General features: G+C 58.8%; 14 protein-coding genes and 5 pseudogenes. 14 read left to right on the plus strand and 5 right to left on the minus strand.

Features of this window, described 5'->3' with window-relative positions; translation table 11 throughout:
- Positions 1-239: 239 nt before the first annotated feature.
- Positions 240-1,040, minus strand: a complete 801-nt coding sequence (locus CFB89_RS33660; protein WP_089471816.1) for a GntR family transcriptional regulator — start codon at positions 1,038-1,040, stop codon at positions 240-242.
- Between the two features lie 1,031 nt (positions 1,041-2,071).
- On the opposite strand from CFB89_RS33660, the gene CFB89_RS33665 reads away from it, so the two are divergent.
- From CFB89_RS33665 to CFB89_RS33705, 10 genes and pseudogenes are all read left to right on the plus strand, one after another.
- Complete coding sequence (locus CFB89_RS33665) at positions 2,072-2,575, plus strand: VOC family protein (RefSeq protein ID WP_089471817.1); 504 nt, start codon at positions 2,072-2,074, stop codon at positions 2,573-2,575.
- Positions 2,576-3,147: 572 nt separating this feature from the next.
- Positions 3,148-4,236 carry an LLM class flavin-dependent oxidoreductase gene (locus tag CFB89_RS33670; protein WP_089471818.1) on the plus strand — a complete coding sequence of 363 codons (1,089 nt, stop codon included), beginning with the start codon at positions 3,148-3,150 and terminating at the stop codon, positions 4,234-4,236.
- A complete protein-coding gene (locus CFB89_RS33675) occupies positions 4,236-6,230 on the plus strand; it encodes an alpha/beta hydrolase domain-containing protein (RefSeq protein WP_144030201.1) in 1,995 nt (664 codons plus the stop codon). The genes CFB89_RS33670 and CFB89_RS33675 overlap by 1 nt, the downstream gene beginning before the upstream one ends.
- Complete coding sequence (locus tag CFB89_RS33680; protein WP_089471820.1) at positions 6,227-6,766, plus strand: carboxymuconolactone decarboxylase family protein; 540 nt, start codon at positions 6,227-6,229, stop codon at positions 6,764-6,766. Before CFB89_RS33675 ends, CFB89_RS33680 begins: the two co-directional genes overlap by 4 nt.
- Entirely contained in the window at positions 6,763-7,293 is a 531-nt protein-coding gene (locus CFB89_RS33685) for a carboxymuconolactone decarboxylase family protein (protein WP_089471821.1), read from the plus strand. Before CFB89_RS33680 ends, CFB89_RS33685 begins: the two co-directional genes overlap by 4 nt.
- A gap of 10 nt (positions 7,294-7,303) precedes the next feature.
- Positions 7,304-8,155: an SMP-30/gluconolactonase/LRE family protein gene (locus tag CFB89_RS33690; protein WP_089471822.1), complete on the plus strand. Its 852-nt coding sequence runs from the start codon at positions 7,304-7,306 to the stop codon at positions 8,153-8,155.
- A gap of 60 nt (positions 8,156-8,215) precedes the next feature.
- Positions 8,216-8,464 (plus strand): hypothetical protein, encoded by a 249-nt coding sequence (locus CFB89_RS35185; protein WP_218828358.1) that lies wholly within the window; start codon positions 8,216-8,218, stop codon positions 8,462-8,464.
- Between the two features lie 18 nt (positions 8,465-8,482).
- Positions 8,483-8,689, plus strand: a pseudogene (locus tag CFB89_RS35190) (DNA methyltransferase); the annotation flags it as partial.
- A 16-nt stretch (positions 8,690-8,705) separates the two neighbouring features.
- Positions 8,706-9,048: pseudogene (locus CFB89_RS33700) on the plus strand (transposase); the annotation flags it as partial.
- A gap of 570 nt (positions 9,049-9,618) precedes the next feature.
- Complete coding sequence (locus tag CFB89_RS33705; RefSeq protein ID WP_089471823.1) at positions 9,619-10,755, plus strand: hypothetical protein; 1,137 nt, start codon at positions 9,619-9,621, stop codon at positions 10,753-10,755.
- A gap of 58 nt (positions 10,756-10,813) precedes the next feature.
- Here CFB89_RS33705 and CFB89_RS33710 read toward each other — a convergent pair.
- Positions 10,814-11,056 (minus strand): annotated as a pseudogene (locus CFB89_RS33710) (transposase domain-containing protein); the annotation flags it as partial.
- Between the two features lie 207 nt (positions 11,057-11,263).
- Between CFB89_RS33710 and CFB89_RS34715 the strand changes: the two are divergent.
- A pseudogene (locus CFB89_RS34715) lies at positions 11,264-11,392 on the plus strand (IS5/IS1182 family transposase); the annotation flags it as partial.
- 21 nt (positions 11,393-11,413) lie between these two features.
- On the opposite strand, the gene CFB89_RS33715 reads toward CFB89_RS34715, so the two are convergent.
- Positions 11,414-11,731, minus strand: a complete 318-nt coding sequence (locus CFB89_RS33715; RefSeq protein ID WP_089471827.1) for a hypothetical protein — start codon at positions 11,729-11,731, stop codon at positions 11,414-11,416.
- Between the two features lie 67 nt (positions 11,732-11,798).
- Here CFB89_RS33715 and CFB89_RS33720 point away from each other — a divergent pair.
- A pseudogene (locus tag CFB89_RS33720) lies at positions 11,799-12,437 on the plus strand (transposase).
- 108 nt (positions 12,438-12,545) lie between these two features.
- Here the strand turns inward: CFB89_RS33720 and CFB89_RS33725 are convergent.
- Together CFB89_RS33725 and CFB89_RS33730 are read right to left on the minus strand one after the other, a co-directional pair.
- Positions 12,546-13,469 carry an SMP-30/gluconolactonase/LRE family protein gene (locus CFB89_RS33725; protein ID WP_179233585.1) on the minus strand — a complete coding sequence of 308 codons (924 nt, stop codon included), beginning with the start codon at positions 13,467-13,469 and terminating at the stop codon, positions 12,546-12,548.
- 29 nt (positions 13,470-13,498) lie between these two features.
- On the minus strand, positions 13,499-14,026 hold the full coding sequence (locus CFB89_RS33730) for a VOC family protein (protein ID WP_089471825.1): 528 nt from the start codon (positions 14,024-14,026) through the stop codon (positions 13,499-13,501).
- A gap of 140 nt (positions 14,027-14,166) precedes the next feature.
- Here CFB89_RS33730 and CFB89_RS33735 point away from each other — a divergent pair, with 140 nt between their 5' ends.
- Positions 14,167-14,955, plus strand: coding sequence for an antibiotic biosynthesis monooxygenase (locus CFB89_RS33735; RefSeq protein ID WP_144030202.1), 789 nt, complete (start codon positions 14,167-14,169; stop codon positions 14,953-14,955).
- Positions 14,952-15,539, plus strand: coding sequence for an NUDIX domain-containing protein (locus CFB89_RS33740; protein WP_089471828.1), 588 nt, complete (start codon positions 14,952-14,954; stop codon positions 15,537-15,539). The genes CFB89_RS33735 and CFB89_RS33740 overlap by 4 nt, the downstream gene beginning before the upstream one ends.
- The last annotated feature ends 380 nt before the right edge of the window (positions 15,540-15,919 follow it).

A 15,919-nucleotide genomic window follows, 5' to 3' on the forward strand; every position in this document is an offset into this window, starting at 1 on the left:
TACGAAGCGGGACAAGAGCGAGGAAATCGTTCTCGGGCCGCCGCCACCTCCGAAGTCGTGATCTGAAAGATCGCCACGCCATCACGTCAGAATGCTGAAATGGTGCCGCCATTTGTCTACACGGGGGGCGGCATCCCGTGTAGTTTTTGGAGAAGGCTGCCCGAAAACTGCTCGCCAACGTTTTGGGCAGGCAGCCGCCAGCCAGCCCGCTCTGCCCGCGTAGAAGGTCTGCAGTGAGTTTAAAAGCTCCGCAGTAAGCCGCCTACCTCAGCGACGAGCTTGACTTGCCGGCCCTTTTTGGAACCCTTGGCAGGCTTATTGTCGGCAAAAAGCGCTTCATCTTCGATTTGGAGCAGGGCCTTGGTGGTTTCCATTGTGTGCCGTGTCAGAATTGCGATCGCCTTTTCTGCGTCGCGCTTCAAGACCGCGTCGTAGAGCTGCTTATGCTCGTCATGCACCTCGCGACGTACCTTGGCGTAGTTGACAGACAAGAGACGATAGCGCTCGGCGCGCTCGAACAACATGCCGCGCAGGCGCAACAGCCATTCCGAGCCACACGCTTCCAGCAAAGCATGATGAAAATCTGAATGCAGCTCATAGCGGCGCTGGTCCAAGGGGCGGGATTTTCCCTCGGCAGCTTGCAGGGCCTGAAACGCCTCGGTCACTCTTTTCTCCCAGGCGGCGTCCCCGCTCTCGATCGAACGGCGCAGTGCAATACATTCAATTTCGCAGCGCGTCTGGGTCAAATCCATCAGGTCTGCCTTGGATACCTTCGCAACCCGGAATCCGCGGTGATCCTCCGAATCCAGCAAGCCCTCGGCCGCAAGCCTCGCCAGCGCTTCGCGAATGGCACTCAGGCTGACGCGGTATTGCGTCGCCAGGCGCCCGGCACTCAACTTGAGCCCCGGCTCAAGCTGCCCATAAAGGATGGAGCTTCGCAACAGCTGAAAAACAGTCGTCGTAAGGCTACGCGCGGCGGCGGAACTCTCCGTCGGTGCCGCCCGACTCTTGGGTTGAAGCGCAGGTTCGGTAACTTTCATTTATGGCCTCATACCACTGAAAACAATCGCCGATGAAGTCAGAGCTCCAGCAAACGCCAATCGTGCGAGAGCCACTATATCAGGCGAATTTTACGACATCTTGCGTCAGGTGACGAGGAAAATCGATCGTTGCGGCGCCTTTGAGGCGGCGTCAAAGGCGGTCTTTTTGGGGGGGCTGAAGGCCTCAATAAGAAGCCCGGGGGCGCGGGGCTCGAGGATCGAAGGCCTCGCGATGCGTGAATCGATTGTTGGGGGTTAGCCTAGTGAAAATGATCTGCGTGCGAGATGTGTCTCGGGGTGCAGGCATGACAATCCAGTCTTGCGCGGTGGATGAGGCTGCGGCGGCGGAGGGCAGTGCCGGGCCCAGAAATACATAATCTATTCTACCGGTCATGACGGTTACGGCAGGCGGCCTTGCACTAGGCTCCTCTCAGAGAGATTGACCATGAAAAAATAATCGATTATTCTGAAAATGTGGCGAGGCGCCACCGCATGGCGGTGGGGCAGAAATCGCCAAGAGGAGATCCGATGAAAAAGTCGAGGATGCTGAAAGCGAGCATCTTGGCTTTGGTCCCGGCATCGCTGGGTCCACACGGCTTTGGCCCGGCAAGCGCAGCCGGAAATGTCATCGCAAGTCGGACCGGTGCCCGCAACGCAACAAGCGGAACCTGGAGAAGCAACGCAGCAGGAGCCGGCGCCACAGCAGCAATCGTCGGAAGTTTCCGCAACCATTGCCTCTAAGAGAAGCGAAAGCCTTTCGTATTATGCGGTCGTGTTGAGGGCTGTTCCCCGGGCAGTTTGAAGGAAAGCGGGGTCAAGGACGTTGACGTCGTTGGCTGCCAGGCTTCGTTCCGCGGAGCTGTTAGCGAAACCGGGCGGCAGAGCAACGTCGCGCTGAGGCTGACGAAGAACGTCGGCCCCATCGACACCTTGCTGGGCCTGTGCCACTTCGATTGCAGGCATCGTTATGCCACTGATTACCTCCGAGTATGTTGATCGGCTCCTGATACACGAAAAGTCAAAGAGGGTTTATGAATTCTGCAAAAATTGCAATGCTCGGGCACGTTGGGATTCATGTCACCGACATGGATCGATCCCGTGCGTTCTACCGTGATGTCCTGAAGCTCACCATCACCGACATGGATCCGGTGTCTGGCGCCACGTTCTTCAGTTCACGCCCCGAAGAGGAGCATCATGAACTGCTGTTGGCACCCGGTCGTACCGTCAAGCCGGGCGAGATTTTGCTGCAGCAACTCTCCTTCCGTTGTAACGCCCTTGAAGAAGTCATCTACTTCTACGAGCGCCTTCTGCAAGCCGGCGCGGAGATTGAACAGGTCGTGACGCACGGTAATGCGGTCGGCGTCTATTTTTTCGATCCGGACGGTAATCGGTGTGAAGTCTATTGGGACACGGGACTTGAGGCGAAGCAGCCCTTCAAGGTTGCGATCGACCTCACCCGTCCGCCGGCGGAGATCGTGCAGAAGGTTCAAGACCTTGTGAAGCAATATGGAGAGACCGGCGTGCGCCTGATGTAAGGGTGCAGATCAGGTTTCCGTGCTGACCAGCAATGAAGCAATGGCTGTGCAAGACACCCCTAGCGGCCAGCTGATCGGATCCGGTATGGGGCCGATGGTGAATCGCGGAACGGCGATTCTCGGTGTTACGGCAATGGCCGCGATACCGACTCTTCCAGTCGTGCGGTTCTTCGTTTCGGTTTCCTAAGTGATTTGGACTGCTACACACCCCATTGCCGGAGACGTCACCCAGTTTGGTATCACTACCTAGACAGGCGTTGGCGGAGCCGCGCCACGATCCTGGCGGGTATCACGGAGCGAGGGTCGCTATTTTGTCTTGAACAGTTGGCTCTACATCGCGGCATGAGGGTTCGGACGCGAAGCAGCCCTGACACTGACAGGACGTCGATAGGGTGAGTTCTGGGCCCTTGCGGTCCTGACGTAAACAACGCCTGACTCGAGCGGCCTTTCTCCTGGAGCAGTACGGTCCCCAAGTTCAAGAGAGCAAGAAATCAGGGTGCATCACCGTTGACAAAGAATCGATTCTTCAACAAAATAAAATCGATTCTTTTATCACGACATGAGGTAGAACCATGACAAACCATATCGGCCGATCCCTCGAGATCGGCATATTCGATCACATCGAAAAGAGCAGTGGCAGTGCCAATATCGGCGAACTGTATCGCGAGCGCATCGCGTACGTGAAGCACGCGGAGGCGCTCGGCTTTTGGGGCTACCACCTGGCTGAGCACCACTGCACCCCGCTGTCCGTGGTTCCGTCGCCAGCGTTGTTCCTGGCGCCGCTGGCAACCCACACCTCGCGTATCCGCATCGGTCCGATGGTGTTCCTGCTGCCTTTTTACAACCCGCTGCGTCTGATGCTCGAAGTCTGCATGCTCGACAATATGTCGGACGGGCGCTTCGAGTTCGGCATCGGGCGCGGCGTGCATCCGTACGAGCATGCCTACTACGGCATTCCGACGCTGCAGTCGTCGGAGATCTTCGAGGAAGCGCTCGATGTGATTCTCAAGGGCTTCACGGTCGACCAGCTCAAGCACAAGGGAACGCATTTCCGCTTCGACGGCGTTCCGGTCGCCGACATGCGTCCAGTGCAGAAGCCCTATCCGGGCCTCTGGTATGGCGCGGTCAAGGAGAGCTCGGTGATCTATGCCGCCAAGCGTGGCCTGAACATCTGCACCAACGGGCCGGTCGAAATGAACAAGCGGGCGATCGACACGTATCTGGAAACCCGTGACAAGTACTGGAAAACCGCCGAGGACTTGCAGCCCCACATTGCCGAGCCGAAACTCGCCGTCCAGCGGTTCGTTTTTGTGGGCGATGACGAGGCCAAGGCGGTCGAGACGGCGCGACAGCACTACGCTGTATTCCTGGACAACATCAACAAGCTTTACAGCTACTACGGCCTGACCGACAACAAGGTCGTCGTCCCGTTCGATAAGGCGCGCGAGGCAGGTGTGATGATTGTCGGTACCGGAGACCAGGTGAGCGATATCCTCAACTCGCAGGTGGAGCGCTCGGGCTGTAACTACTTGATGCTCAACTTCACCTTCGGTAGCCTCAGCAGCGCGGAATCCCTGGACTCCATCAACCGCTTCGCGGATTGCGTGATGCCGACCTTCGCGCAAGCGCAGCGCAGTCTCGAAGTCGCCGCCGGCGCCTGATGGAGCCCGTCGACGTGAATCAGCGGCATGGCCCAGTTTCAGGCGCGGGCCGGCAAACAGACGAGGCGGGGACGGTCAGGTTGGAGATTGTCCAGAGGGAAAGCGCGTTTGATGGCCAAGTGTTCGGTGCTGCCGGGGCATACGAGTGGCTGCGTGGCCGCGTCTTGGGCCGGGTCGATCCAGGTCATTCAAGCAATGCAGGGATTGCATTGCTTGACCTGGCGCCGCGCAATGCGGAGGGCTACGTCGAATACTGGAGCGATTTCGCAATCCTGAAGCCGGTGCGAATGTCCTCGGCGAATCGTGTCTTGTTGTACGACGTCCTCAACCGAGGTGAGCAGAAGGCGCTCACGGCGTTCAACGACGTGCCGCGTTCGACCAATCTGCTCGGCCCGGATGCCGCAGGCAACGGATTTCTGATGCGCCGCGGCTATACCATGGCGTGGAGTGGATGGCAGGGAGATATCCGAACGGGGGCTGAGTTGTTGTGTACCGGCTTTCCGATTGCCCAGTCGGAAGGCAAGCCGCTCGTTGGCTACAGCCGCGAGGAGTTTGTCTTCGATAGCCTGCAGAATCCTGTCATCGGAAATCTGACCTATCCCGCTAACACGCTGGACCCGAGCGAAGTCATCGCCACAGTTCGTCGAAACAACGGCGAGGCTCCGCAGCGTCTGGACCCGGCGAGCTGGCGCTTTGTATCGCAGCGGCAGATCGAGATCCGAGTCCCCGAGGGCTTCGATGGCGGCTCGATCTTCGAGTTCGTTTATCGGGCCAAGGATCCAGTGGTCATGGGCCTGGGATTCGCCGCGATCCGCGACTTCGTCTCCTTTCTTCGCTTCGCCGGCGTGGACAGTGCAGGCGCGGCTAATCCGCTCTGCGGCGCCTCCGGCGTTCCGGTAATCGACCACGCCCTGGCGTTCGGAACATCGCAGTCCGGTCGGGTGCTACGTGACTTCCTGTGGCAGGACTTCAACCGGGACGGGGCGGGTCAGCGTGTCTTCGATGGTCTATTCATCGATGCTGCGGGTTCCCGCAAGAGCTTCGTCAATGTCCCATTCGGGCAGCCTGGCCGCTTTTCCCGGCAGCATGAGGATCATTCATACCCGGGCGACCAATTTCCGTTCGCCTACGGAGAGTGTCCGGATCCCAACGCCGATCGGACGGACGGAATATTGCGGGCGAGCACCGCCAGCCAGACATGCCCCAAGGTCATGCACACCGACAGCTCGTCGGAGTACTGGCAGGCGCGCGCGGCGCTGGTGACGAGCGACGAGGCAGGGACGGCCATCGACATTCCGGAAGCGGTGCGTGTGTACTTATACGCGTCAGTACAACACGGAGGACCGGCAGCCCGTGCCACGCCGATCTGCCGTTATCCGATCAATCCGCTGAACGACACGCCGCTGCACCGAGCCCTCCTCGTTGCCTTGGAGGCGTGGGTGACACGAAATGTCGCCCCGCCAGATAGCCGCATTCCGAGGGCCGCTGACGGAACGCTGGTTCCCATCTCTCGCGTCGTTCAGGCGTTTCCAGCCATTCCGGGCTGCAGCGTGCCCCGTTCAGGCAACGAGCTCACCGCCTGGGATTATTCGACGCTTCCGCCGAGGGAGATACGCGGTCGGCGCTACGTTCCCCTGGTGCCCAGTACGGATGCCGATGGCAACGACCTGGGCGGTATCCGGCTGCCAGCGGTCTCCGTGCCGATGGGCACTTATACCGGCTGGAACATACGCCGGGATGGATATGCGCCTGGCCAGCTCGCCAGTGTGCGCGGATCCTTCTTCCCGTTTCCTGCGACCAAGGTGGATCGGCTGGCACAAGGTGATCCGCGGCCGTCCATCGAGGAGCGCTATCCGAGCCGAGACGCCTATGTTCGCGCGGTTAGTGACGCGGCAGCGGCGCTGTGCGAGGCGCGGCTTCTGCTGGAGGAGGACGCCTTACGGCTGACCGCCGAGGCCAGGCAGTCTCCGCATCCATTCCCGGGGGACTCATGATGCCTCGTGTTCCGATCCTGTCCCGGGAGGACCTGGCTGAGTCCGACCGCGACATCTACGACGATTATGAGCGGGTTCGTAAGGTCGGGCCGTCCGTGATACATCGCGCCATCGCAAACGCGCCGGCGTTGCTACGGGCCTACATGCCAATCTCGAATGAGTTGCGCTTCGGCACGAAGCTCGATCCGCGGCTTCGTGAACTGGCGATCGTGATGGTGGGACATGTCACGCACAGTTCCTATGAAGTGGAGGCGCACTCCCGCTTTGCCTTGAAGGAAGGGGTGCGGCCGGAGCAATTGCAGCAACTCTCGTTGTTCGAGAGTTCGGCGGTCTACAACACTGCCGAGCGGGCCGTGATTCGCTACGCTGCGGAAGTAACCCTGAAGCGCCAGGTCGCGCGCCCGACATTTGAGGCATTGCAGAAGGAGTTCAATGATGACGTCATCGTCGAGCTGGTCCTGCAGGTGGGCTTCTACAACTCAGTGGTGCGAATCCTCGGAGCGTTCGGCATCGAGGCAGAGAGGCCAAAATCGTGAGTCGGGTCCCGTACAAATCAATCGAAGCGACGACCGAGATTTCCCCGGTAGTCAGCGCTGAGCTGGAGGCTGCGGGCGAGGGCCCGTCTGGGCGTCTATTTGGCGCCATGGGCAGCGCCCCGGAGCTCGCGCGTGCCTATTTCGGTTTTGGCGCCGGTGTTCTTTCACTTTGCGGCATCGAACCGTGCATGCGTGAAATGGTCGCCATTGTCGTGCTCGAAGCCCTCGGCGCCTCGAACATGGCGGCGAGGCACTATCAGCTGGCGCTGAAGCTGGGCGTGACCGAACACAAGCTGGCCCAGCGGCACGCGTTCCGGACGGCGCCCGAGTTCACGGAAAAGGAGCGGTCTGTGCTGAGCTTCGCCGACGAGAGCGCCCGCGACGTCAATGTGAAGGCCGAGACCTTTGGCCGGCTGGCCACGTGGTTTACGGTTCAAGAACAGACAGCGTTGACTCTGCTCGCCGCGTACTACGCAGGTCTGGCGTGTATCGCGGTGCCGCTTGAGGCGGAGCCTGACCTTATTTAGGAGATTCGGCATGACGTTCGAAACGTTGGCATCCGGATACGAGCTGGTTGAAGGCCCGCGGGTTGATGCGAAAAACCGGCTGTACTTCAGTTGCTCTGGGACCGGTGTCTACCGGAGGGATCCGGATGGCCAGGTCAATCGCCTCCTGGAGCGCAGCTGGGTTGGCGGTATCGCGTTGAGCCGGAACGGGATCCTGGTGTCGGGAACGACGCTTGCCCTGGTCGATGAAGTGGGTGGTGTGCGAGACATTTTAAGTGAATGGAACGGATCGCCGATTCCCGGCTTCAATGACTTTACCGTAGACGACGACGGAAGCATCTTCATCGGTGCGATGGGCTTCGATATCAATACCTTCGATCCGTCCCGGCAAAAACCCCCGCCCGGCAGGCTGTTACGCGTCTCTCCGTCGGGGGACGTGAAAATGCTCTACGACGGCGTGATGGTTCCCAATGGGATCGGGTTCAGCCCGAATCGGAAAGTTCTCTATCAGAGCGATACCATGACGCATGCGGTCTGGGTCTACGATGTCAACGCCGATCGCGACGTGAGCGACCGCCGCGTCTTCCACCGGTTCGCCGATGACGAACTGCCCGATGGACTGGCCGTTGACGCCGAGGGCGGGGTGTGGGTCGCGGTCGCACGGGGCCGAGGAGAAATCGTGCGGCTGACGCCGGAGGGGGGTATCGATCGCAGGATCAAGGTGCCGTCGACGTTCGTGACGAGCCTTGCGTTCGGCGGCCCCGACCTGAGGGATCTTTACGTGGTGACAGCAAACAACAGCGAAGTCGAATCAAGAGGCGGCACCGTGTTTCGAACCCGCGTCGATGTGCCTGGCCTCCCTATCCCGACAGCACGCTTTTAAACGTGCCGCCGGTAGGCGGCGACATGCTACAGGAAGGTATGGCGACAGGTTTCGCGCAGGATGTTCTTCTGCGCCTTGCCCATGGCGTTGCGCGGGAAGGCGGGCACGCGTCGACTTGATGCAGGCAGCGCCGCGCGCTTCTTCTACTCCGCGAAAGCATCGCGCGCGGACCGTAACGACGGCGTCGGCAGCAGCGACGCTCCGGCCGCCGAGATGAACGCGACCGTGCGGGAGCGAGAAATTGATGACTGGCTCGCGCGCAACGGGAGCCGTTACCCGACGGTCAAGCTCGACGAGCTGATGGCCTAGCTCTGCCGGCTCGTCACGTCTCTCGGCGGGATCGTGCTGGATCCGCTCATGGGAAGCGGCTCGACCGGCAAGGCTGCCGTGCGCGAGGGCTTGCGTTTCATCGGAGTCGACCTAATGCTCGAATACGTCGAGATCGCGGGTATGCGCATCACGTATGAATTCGACAGGCTCGCTCAGGAGCAGGTGGATGTCGGCTGTCAACCGAGCCTGTTCGACGCCGTCTAGGCGGGGTATAGGTTGGGTGGTCGTGTATCTGGTGATGGACAACTACGGCACAGACAAGACAGAGCTTGGTCAAGAACTGGCTCATCAGGCACTTGAGGTTCCACGTCCACTTCACCCCGACCTCGGCCTCCTGGCTCGACCAAGTGGAGCGGTGGTTTGCCACACTGACCCGGCGATGCATCCGTCGCGGTACCCATCGCTCCACGCGCCAATTGGAGCAGGCCATCCGTCAACACATCGACATCAACAACGCCAGCCCCAAGCCGTTCATCTGGTCGAAGACCGCAGACGACAACGGATTGGTGATTTCCGTGAGTGCAGATTTGGAAAAAATCGATAATCTTCATGAAATCGATTAAACGAAGCACTCGATACGGCTGCCGACCGCTGACATAGCCGAGGGTGTGGCAGTTCTGTCACTGGAGGGAGTAGCGGGTCTGCTGTTGTGAGTGTGGTCGATCTGGCGCGCTTGGAGAAGACGCTCTTCAAGACCAAGAACGCCTTGGCACAGATTGCGTACCGAACGCCGATGCTGACCCGGCACCCGGTTTTCGCTTCCGTGGGTTGTCCACAGCTAAATCCGGATACCCATTATTCTCAGCATTTCCGAGCTCATCGAACATTGCTCGGCCTAGGATTTTTCAGCGAAGAAACATCCTGGTTTTTCAAGATATCTCATATGTGAACCAATTCAGATAATCAGCATAACAAAGCGTTCGTGCGTGAATTCGCTGAGAAGGTCTTCGTTGAGCATGAGGACGACCTCGGCCTGCTGACTTTTCGGCCTGACGTCGGTCGCCATTTTGGCAATGCCGACTTGTAGCTCAGTGTGATCACGCGGATCGGGTGACGCCGATTCAGTCGGCCTCCTATTGAAGCAGTGCAGAGTGATTCGCCGACCTCAAGGCTGAGCGGATCTGATGACGTAAATGAACGATGGAGTGTTTGAGATGTTTGAATTGAAGCAATCGGCCCTGGCCTCGGCAGTCGCTGTATGTGTGATCATGTCTGCCTGCAGCGGCGATGGCCCCGTCGCCGCTCGAGAAATACCTCAGTTGGTTGGTGCGGCCGACGGGCAAGAAGCGGGCTGTACCACGGATCAGCTGGAGCATAATCGTCAATTGGTGAAAGCTTTTTTTGCGCCGGAACGTACTCCGCTAGACGCGTACAACATGATGACGCCGGATTACATACAGCACAACGAAGGGGTATTACGTTTTGGGAAGATCAATAACCTGAACGCTCATGAGGCATTCTTGGCCCTCGACAATTTCTTGACGAGCAATGGGGGGCGTCCCGAGTTGTCTGAGGAACCAGGTCGTCCAAAGAACGAAATGGCGTACAAGATCATTGCGATCTGCGATTACGTGACTGCCGTTCATCGCACTTATGCACCCGATCCACAGAATGCCGGCGCCTACTACGCGGCATACGACTTCGAGCTGTGGCGTATCAAGGAAGGAAAATTCGCTGAGCACTGGGACAGTCAAAGTCTTCCAACGCCTTTGCCGTCGTTCTTGGTGACGCCATTACAGCCCGCACCTGCACCTGTGGCCGCTGTACCGTCGCTTTCTCAGTTTGTTGGAGCGGCCGACGGAGGAGAAGTGCGCTGTACCGCGGAGCAGCTGGAGCACAATCGTCAATTGGTGAAGACCTTTTTCACGCCAGAACGTACTCCGCTAGACGCGTACAACATGATGGCGCCGGATTACATACAGCACAACGAGGGGGTGATCCGTTTTGGGCGGATCAACGGCCTGAATGATCGAGAGGCGTTCTTGGCCCTCGATAAGTTCTTGACGAGCAATGGACGGCGCCCCGAGTTGGTTGAAGAACCAGGTCGTCCGAAGAACGAAATGGCGTACAAGATCATTGCGAGCTGCGATTACGTGACTGCCGTTCATCGCACTTATGCACCCGATCCACAGAATGCCGGCGCCTACTACACGGTATTCGATTTCGAGCTGTGGCGCATCAAGGATGGAAAGTTCGCTGAGCACTGGGACAGTCAAAGAATTCCCACGCCTATGCCGCAGTTCTTGCTCGTGCCATTACAGAATCTGTAGCGTAAGCGCCCGAGCAGAACCGTAGTGCAGGTTGTTGATCGCTGAGATCCGCGAGAGGCTATCGAATGGGCTCGACGCGAGCGGTTGAGGGCAGCGACGGCGCCACATGCCATGGCAGCAGCTCGTCGAGGCAGTTGACCGGACGGTCAGCGATGCGCTCGAGCACGTAGGCGAGGCACGCCTCGGAATCGAGGCCGTTCAAGCGCGCCGTGCCGATCAGGCTGTACATCGCGGCGGCACGTTCGCCCCCGGAGTCGGCGCCGGCGAGCAGATAGTTCCGCCGTCCGAGAGCCATTTCGCGCTCATTCTGCCCATATCGGGCAGGAAGTCGAAGTCCGTTATAGCTGGCATCCGCTGTACGGACGTCGCGTCAAGGTCAGAGACATCGAACATCGTGGCGGAAGCCAAATCATCCACGTGGAGACGGACGGTGGCGTAGTCGAGATGATCGCAGCGTGAATGCTTGATGTCGCTGTATGTTCAGCCATGGTTCTCGGCGAATCGAGGGTGGCTGCATCACTTTCGTCGCCTCCTTATTCGTTTCGAGCGCCGCGCTGACATTCACGGCGCGTTCCTCAAACTCGGTTGCTGCTTGATCTGCTGGAACACCCTCCGGCGCGCCGATCAGCCTTTATGAAGCCGTTTCTTAGGGGCAAGCTCATTCGTCGCGACGCTTCCCAACCCTCTTTGGGGACTTAACTATGCCCGTGACAATCGCCTTCATTTCAGCATCTGCAAATCGTTGAAGCGCATCGCGCATGAGGGGCTGGTAGCCCACTCCATGAAACGTAGCAAGCGTCTTGAACGATTCGACCAAGCGCTTATCCAGTCGAATCGATATCATTTGCCGGCTCGACGCCTCTTCGATCCGGCGCTCGATATCGGGTGCAACTTTCGGTACGTGATCAGCCTCGGCACCCAACGCCCTGGTATCCCGGCCCTCTTCGGTACTCTCAATCCTCTGCCTCTTCGCCATTTTCACCTCCGGTGCACACGTACTAGCGTCCTTTTTCATCATACAAACGGATGACGGCATTGTCTGCGTGAGACGCAGATTTGTGCTTTCGATCGAACAGATTGTGGCGGTGCTCAAGCAAGCTGAGCTGGGCATGCCGGTGGCCGATGTGATCCGGCAGGTCGGTATTTCGGAACAGACGTTCTATCGGTGGAAGAAGCAATATGCCGGAATGCAGGCGGATCAGGTATGCGAACTCAAGCAACTGCAGGAGGAGAACGCGCGGTTGAAGACGCTGGTTGCCGAACTGAGCCTGGATAAGGCCACTCTGCAGGATGTTGCATCAAAAAATGTATGGTCCGCCCCGCGCTGAGGCGAGACGTGGTGGATTATGGGGTGAGCCCCTATGGATTGGTGATGAGGCGGACCTGTCGGCTTGTGAATCAACCGCGCAGTGTTCAGTATTACTGAAGCATCAAAGTTCGGGAAGCCAACGGACAATTGCCACATCGAGATGTGTAACGGATCATTCCGCGACGCGTGCTTGAACCTCCATTGGTTCGAAACGCTGGGCGAAGCCAAAGCGATCGTGGAGGCGTGGTGCCGAGATTACAACGAGAGTCGTTCTCACTCGGTTCTCAAAGACTTGGCACCAGCTGAATTCGCCCGTCAGCTGGTGCCTTCATCGGGTTCGACTGAACCCAAAGCGCCGCAAAACTCGCTCTAGATCTGGTCTGGGAAACCCAAGCGGATCAACCGAGGCCGTTCTCCCAGATTGAAATGGCTCGAAGAAGTCAGGCAGGTCACATTCGGCTGCTCTGTCAGTTGACCGTGGTCATTGCGAGGAATTCCCCGCAATGACTTCGTTTCGATGCCAGTGGGCCAAGGGCGTCCCTGGTATGGGGCTCCGGAAGCAGGCCAGACGTTTTGCCTTAATGGACCCGACAAGCACCGTTCTAAGATCGTGTCCGGCAAAGGTCACACTAGCGGGGAACAGCAGCATCTTGCCTTCGGGATCTTCGATCAGGCACTCACAGGAGCCATCCGCAGCGATGCGGTAAATTCCGTTTCGGGTCACCTCGGTGACCCAGAGACCGTCGAGTTCGTCGAAAGCGATGCCGTCGACGATAGCTCCCGCGAACAACTGGGAGGGGCCGAATACCTCCTGCGGTCCGAGCGAGCCGTCCGGCAGAAGGGGCATTCTCACCACCCGCCCACGAGCCGATTCGGCCACATATACATAGCGATAGTGCCGGTCGATGCGCAGCTCGTTGGGAAAGCAGAGGCCCGTGGCTACTACGTGCTGGCCGCCGGCAGCGACCCTAAGCAAGTAGCCGTCGGGGATGGGGCGTGCGATGGCCTCTTTGCGCGGCTGGGTGCGCGTGGAAACCGTGATCCAAATCGTTCCATGAGCGTCCGCGTAGACGAAATTTACGGACCCCAGCGGTTGAGTTCCCAGCCGGTCGAGCACAACCTCATGTCGTCCCTTGCGGTCAAGTCGGTAGACGATACCGTTGCCGATGTCCGCAACCAGTAAATCGAGGGTCGAGGTCATCGCCAGCCCGTTCGGGGTGCCGCGGATGGACCCAATCACGTGCTGGACTCCGCTGGGATCGCGACGGGTTACTCCGCCTCGATCGTCGGAAATCCACAGCGTGCCGTTGCGTTCGGCCAATATGCATTCAGGTCGGCTGAGGTCATGGCCGACGAAGGTGATCTCCCTGGGATTGATTCGAAACGAAAGCGAGGACGAGCTCATTTCAAATCCCTGTAACGGAGACGAACCGACTAGCCGCGGCATAGGAGCTGCTCTACTTCTGCGTCGAACTGCTTCCGGAACTTAAACCCAGGCTGGCCGCGGACGTGTGCTTCGGTTTCCGCGTAGAGAACGTCCTCAGGCTTGGTCAGATCAATCGATGCACGGTGCGGCTGCGTGATGTACCAGGGCGTGTCGCAATAGACCTCGGCGCGATTGTCCTCGGGATCGCGGAAATACACGGACCAGGTGGTTCCATGCGTAATGGGATCGAGTTCCTTCGCTTCCGACTTCACGAGCTTGGCGTACGCACTTCTCAGTGCCGGCAGATCATCGACGGCAAAGGAGATCTGATTGACGAACGCGCGGGATGTGACGTCCGCGGCACGCCCCTTCACCAGGACGAGCTGGTGATGGATCTTAGGATCGGTCGTCAGGAACGCGATGTGCCGCTCAGCGCTTCTTTCGATGTCGGTAACCACAAAGCCTAAAGTGTTCCGATAGAACTCGATCATCCGGTCAAAATCCTGGACAAAAATTCCGATGTGGCTCAGCTGCATACGTGTACCCATCCTCGACAAATCCGACTTCGATCGCCGAAGTATAAAAAATCGATTATTATTTGGCAACACATTCAGTGGTGCGGCGAGCTGAAGAAGCACAAGTGGCCGTCGCGCTATTGCGCGGAGACGAAAATGTTGTGCTGCAGCAAGATCCTGGTGGCGGAATTGCAGAAGGAGCCGGGGCACGACTGGCGGTCACGCCGTGCTGGTACACGCCACCGGACAGTCACATGTTGATGCGCGTCGTTCGTACGCTCGCTAGGGCCGGAAAACGGCAGCAGTTCGAGCGCGAAATGTTTGAAAAGGCCCCCAACATGCAAGGTGTTGCCGGGGCGCTCGGCAGTTGGGTCTTACGCGACCTGGATAGCCGGGAGGGAGGCTATGTGGTGGAGCTCTGGGAATCCGAGCGACATGCAGTCGACTGGGAGTGCGCGGCCGTACACAATCGATTATTGCGAGAACCCCTGCCAGGAGAGTTCGAGTGTCATACCTGCGAAATTCGCTCGGCTTGGGTCGCACCTGACGGGTTGGTTGCCAATAGCGAAGGTGACCGGGGCCGAAGTGAAGGTCGTCACCCACCGCTTTACGTGCGGCTGACCGAAGGGCGCGTTCATCCCGGCATGTGGGCGGATTTTCAGAATGCATACAAGGTTCATGTCGAGACACGCGCAGCGCCGGGACTGCGCATGCGCTGGCTCGTGCGCTCAAAGTCGGATGCCGAGGCGTTCTTTACGGTCAGCATTTGGGACACCTTGTGCCACATGGAGTCCTTCGAGCGCAGCGACGCTGTGCGCCGGCAAATTCTCAAGCACATTGCCCGGCACTTGTGCGGTATCTCCAGTGCTCACCATTGTGAAGTACACAGGAGTCTTCCCCTCAACGTGGCTGAACTTGCCACGATGATCCGCCCGTCGAGGAATGCATGAGGTTCTGCAGTGAATGCGGCTCCGATAAGGTGCAGATGATCATGCCGTACGGTGACATTGGGCTGCGGCACATCTGCCAGAACTGCGGGGCAATCCACTATTCAAGGCACAGCATGGTCGCGGGCTGCGTGGCGACGCATGAGGGCCGCATCCTGCTGTGCCAGCGCGCGATCGATCCGTATCGTGGCATGTGGACCATCCCGGCGGGATATGTGGAGACCGGGGAAACCTTGCAGGAGGCAGCCATTCGGGAGACCTACGAGGAGGCCGGCGCGACCGCTACGCATCTGCGCTTGTTGACAGTCTATAACCTGCCGATGTTCTCCGAGGTATACGTGCTGTTTTCCGCGGACTTGAAGACGCCGCAGCTCATGGCGGGAGAAGAGTCCCTCGAAGTGAAGTTGGTATACCCGGAGGAAATAGATTGGTCGTCACTGGCGTTTCCAATGGTCCGCGAGGCGCTTCGCCATTGGGTGGCGCCCGCTGGCTGTTCAAGCGTCGATGTGGCTGACTTTCTGTGGGGGCCGGAAGGCGGCGTGCGAGTGCGCCACCATGACCGGATGGGAAAAGATGGGCCTGAATGATCGATGTTCCGCGACGGCCTTCGGGACTCAATTCGATGCCAGACCGCGGGATAGCGTGCTCCCTCTGACGCCGCCGGATGAAGGCGGGTTGCCGGGCAGCAGCGAGCCTTCGCTGTCGGCGGCGTGATGTTGGGCATAACCTGCCGATGTTCTCCGAGGTATGTGTGCCGTTTCAGCGGACCTGAAGATGCCGCAGATCGTGGCGGGAGAAGAATCCCTCGAAGTGAAGCTGGTATACCCGGAGTGACGTCGTTTCCAAAATAATCGATTATTTTATGGAGCGTAGCTTTGATGAGTACGCCTGACATGAGAAGACAATCGAGATTGGAACCATGAGCGACTTAAGTTTTGAAGGTCAGGTGGCGATTGTGACCGGAGCA

Origin of the sequence: Burkholderia sp. AU16741, from assembly GCF_002223345.1 — a bacterium.
Classification (GTDB): domain Bacteria; phylum Pseudomonadota; class Gammaproteobacteria; order Burkholderiales; family Burkholderiaceae; genus Burkholderia; species Burkholderia sola.

What these genes read in the sequence shown, in the direction of transcription:
- CFB89_RS33660 (WP_089471816.1), bottom strand. Translation starts at nt 1,040, where the DNA reads ATGAAAGTTACCGAACCTGCGCTTCAACCCAAGAGTCGGGCGGCACCG.
- CFB89_RS33665 (WP_089471817.1), top strand. Translation starts at nt 2,072, where the DNA reads ATGAATTCTGCAAAAATTGCAATGCTCGGGCACGTTGGGATTCATGTC.
- CFB89_RS33670 (WP_089471818.1), top strand. Translation starts at nt 3,148, where the DNA reads ATGACAAACCATATCGGCCGATCCCTCGAGATCGGCATATTCGATCAC.
- CFB89_RS33675 (WP_144030201.1), top strand. Translation starts at nt 4,236, where the DNA reads ATGGAGCCCGTCGACGTGAATCAGCGGCATGGCCCAGTTTCAGGCGCG.
- CFB89_RS33680 (WP_089471820.1), top strand. Translation starts at nt 6,227, where the DNA reads ATGATGCCTCGTGTTCCGATCCTGTCCCGGGAGGACCTGGCTGAGTCC.
- CFB89_RS33690 (WP_089471822.1), top strand. Translation starts at nt 7,304, where the DNA reads ATGACGTTCGAAACGTTGGCATCCGGATACGAGCTGGTTGAAGGCCCG.
- CFB89_RS35185 (WP_218828358.1), top strand. Translation starts at nt 8,216, where the DNA reads ATGTTCTTCTGCGCCTTGCCCATGGCGTTGCGCGGGAAGGCGGGCACG.
- CFB89_RS33705 (WP_089471823.1), top strand. Translation starts at nt 9,619, where the DNA reads ATGAACGATGGAGTGTTTGAGATGTTTGAATTGAAGCAATCGGCCCTG.
- CFB89_RS33715 (WP_089471827.1), bottom strand. Translation starts at nt 11,731, where the DNA reads ATGGCGAAGAGGCAGAGGATTGAGAGTACCGAAGAGGGCCGGGATACC.
- CFB89_RS33725 (WP_179233585.1), bottom strand. Translation starts at nt 13,469, where the DNA reads ATGAGCTCGTCCTCGCTTTCGTTTCGAATCAATCCCAGGGAGATCACC.
- CFB89_RS33730 (WP_089471825.1), bottom strand. Translation starts at nt 14,026, where the DNA reads ATGCAGCTGAGCCACATCGGAATTTTTGTCCAGGATTTTGACCGGATG.
- CFB89_RS33740 (WP_089471828.1), top strand. Translation starts at nt 14,952, where the DNA reads ATGAGGTTCTGCAGTGAATGCGGCTCCGATAAGGTGCAGATGATCATG.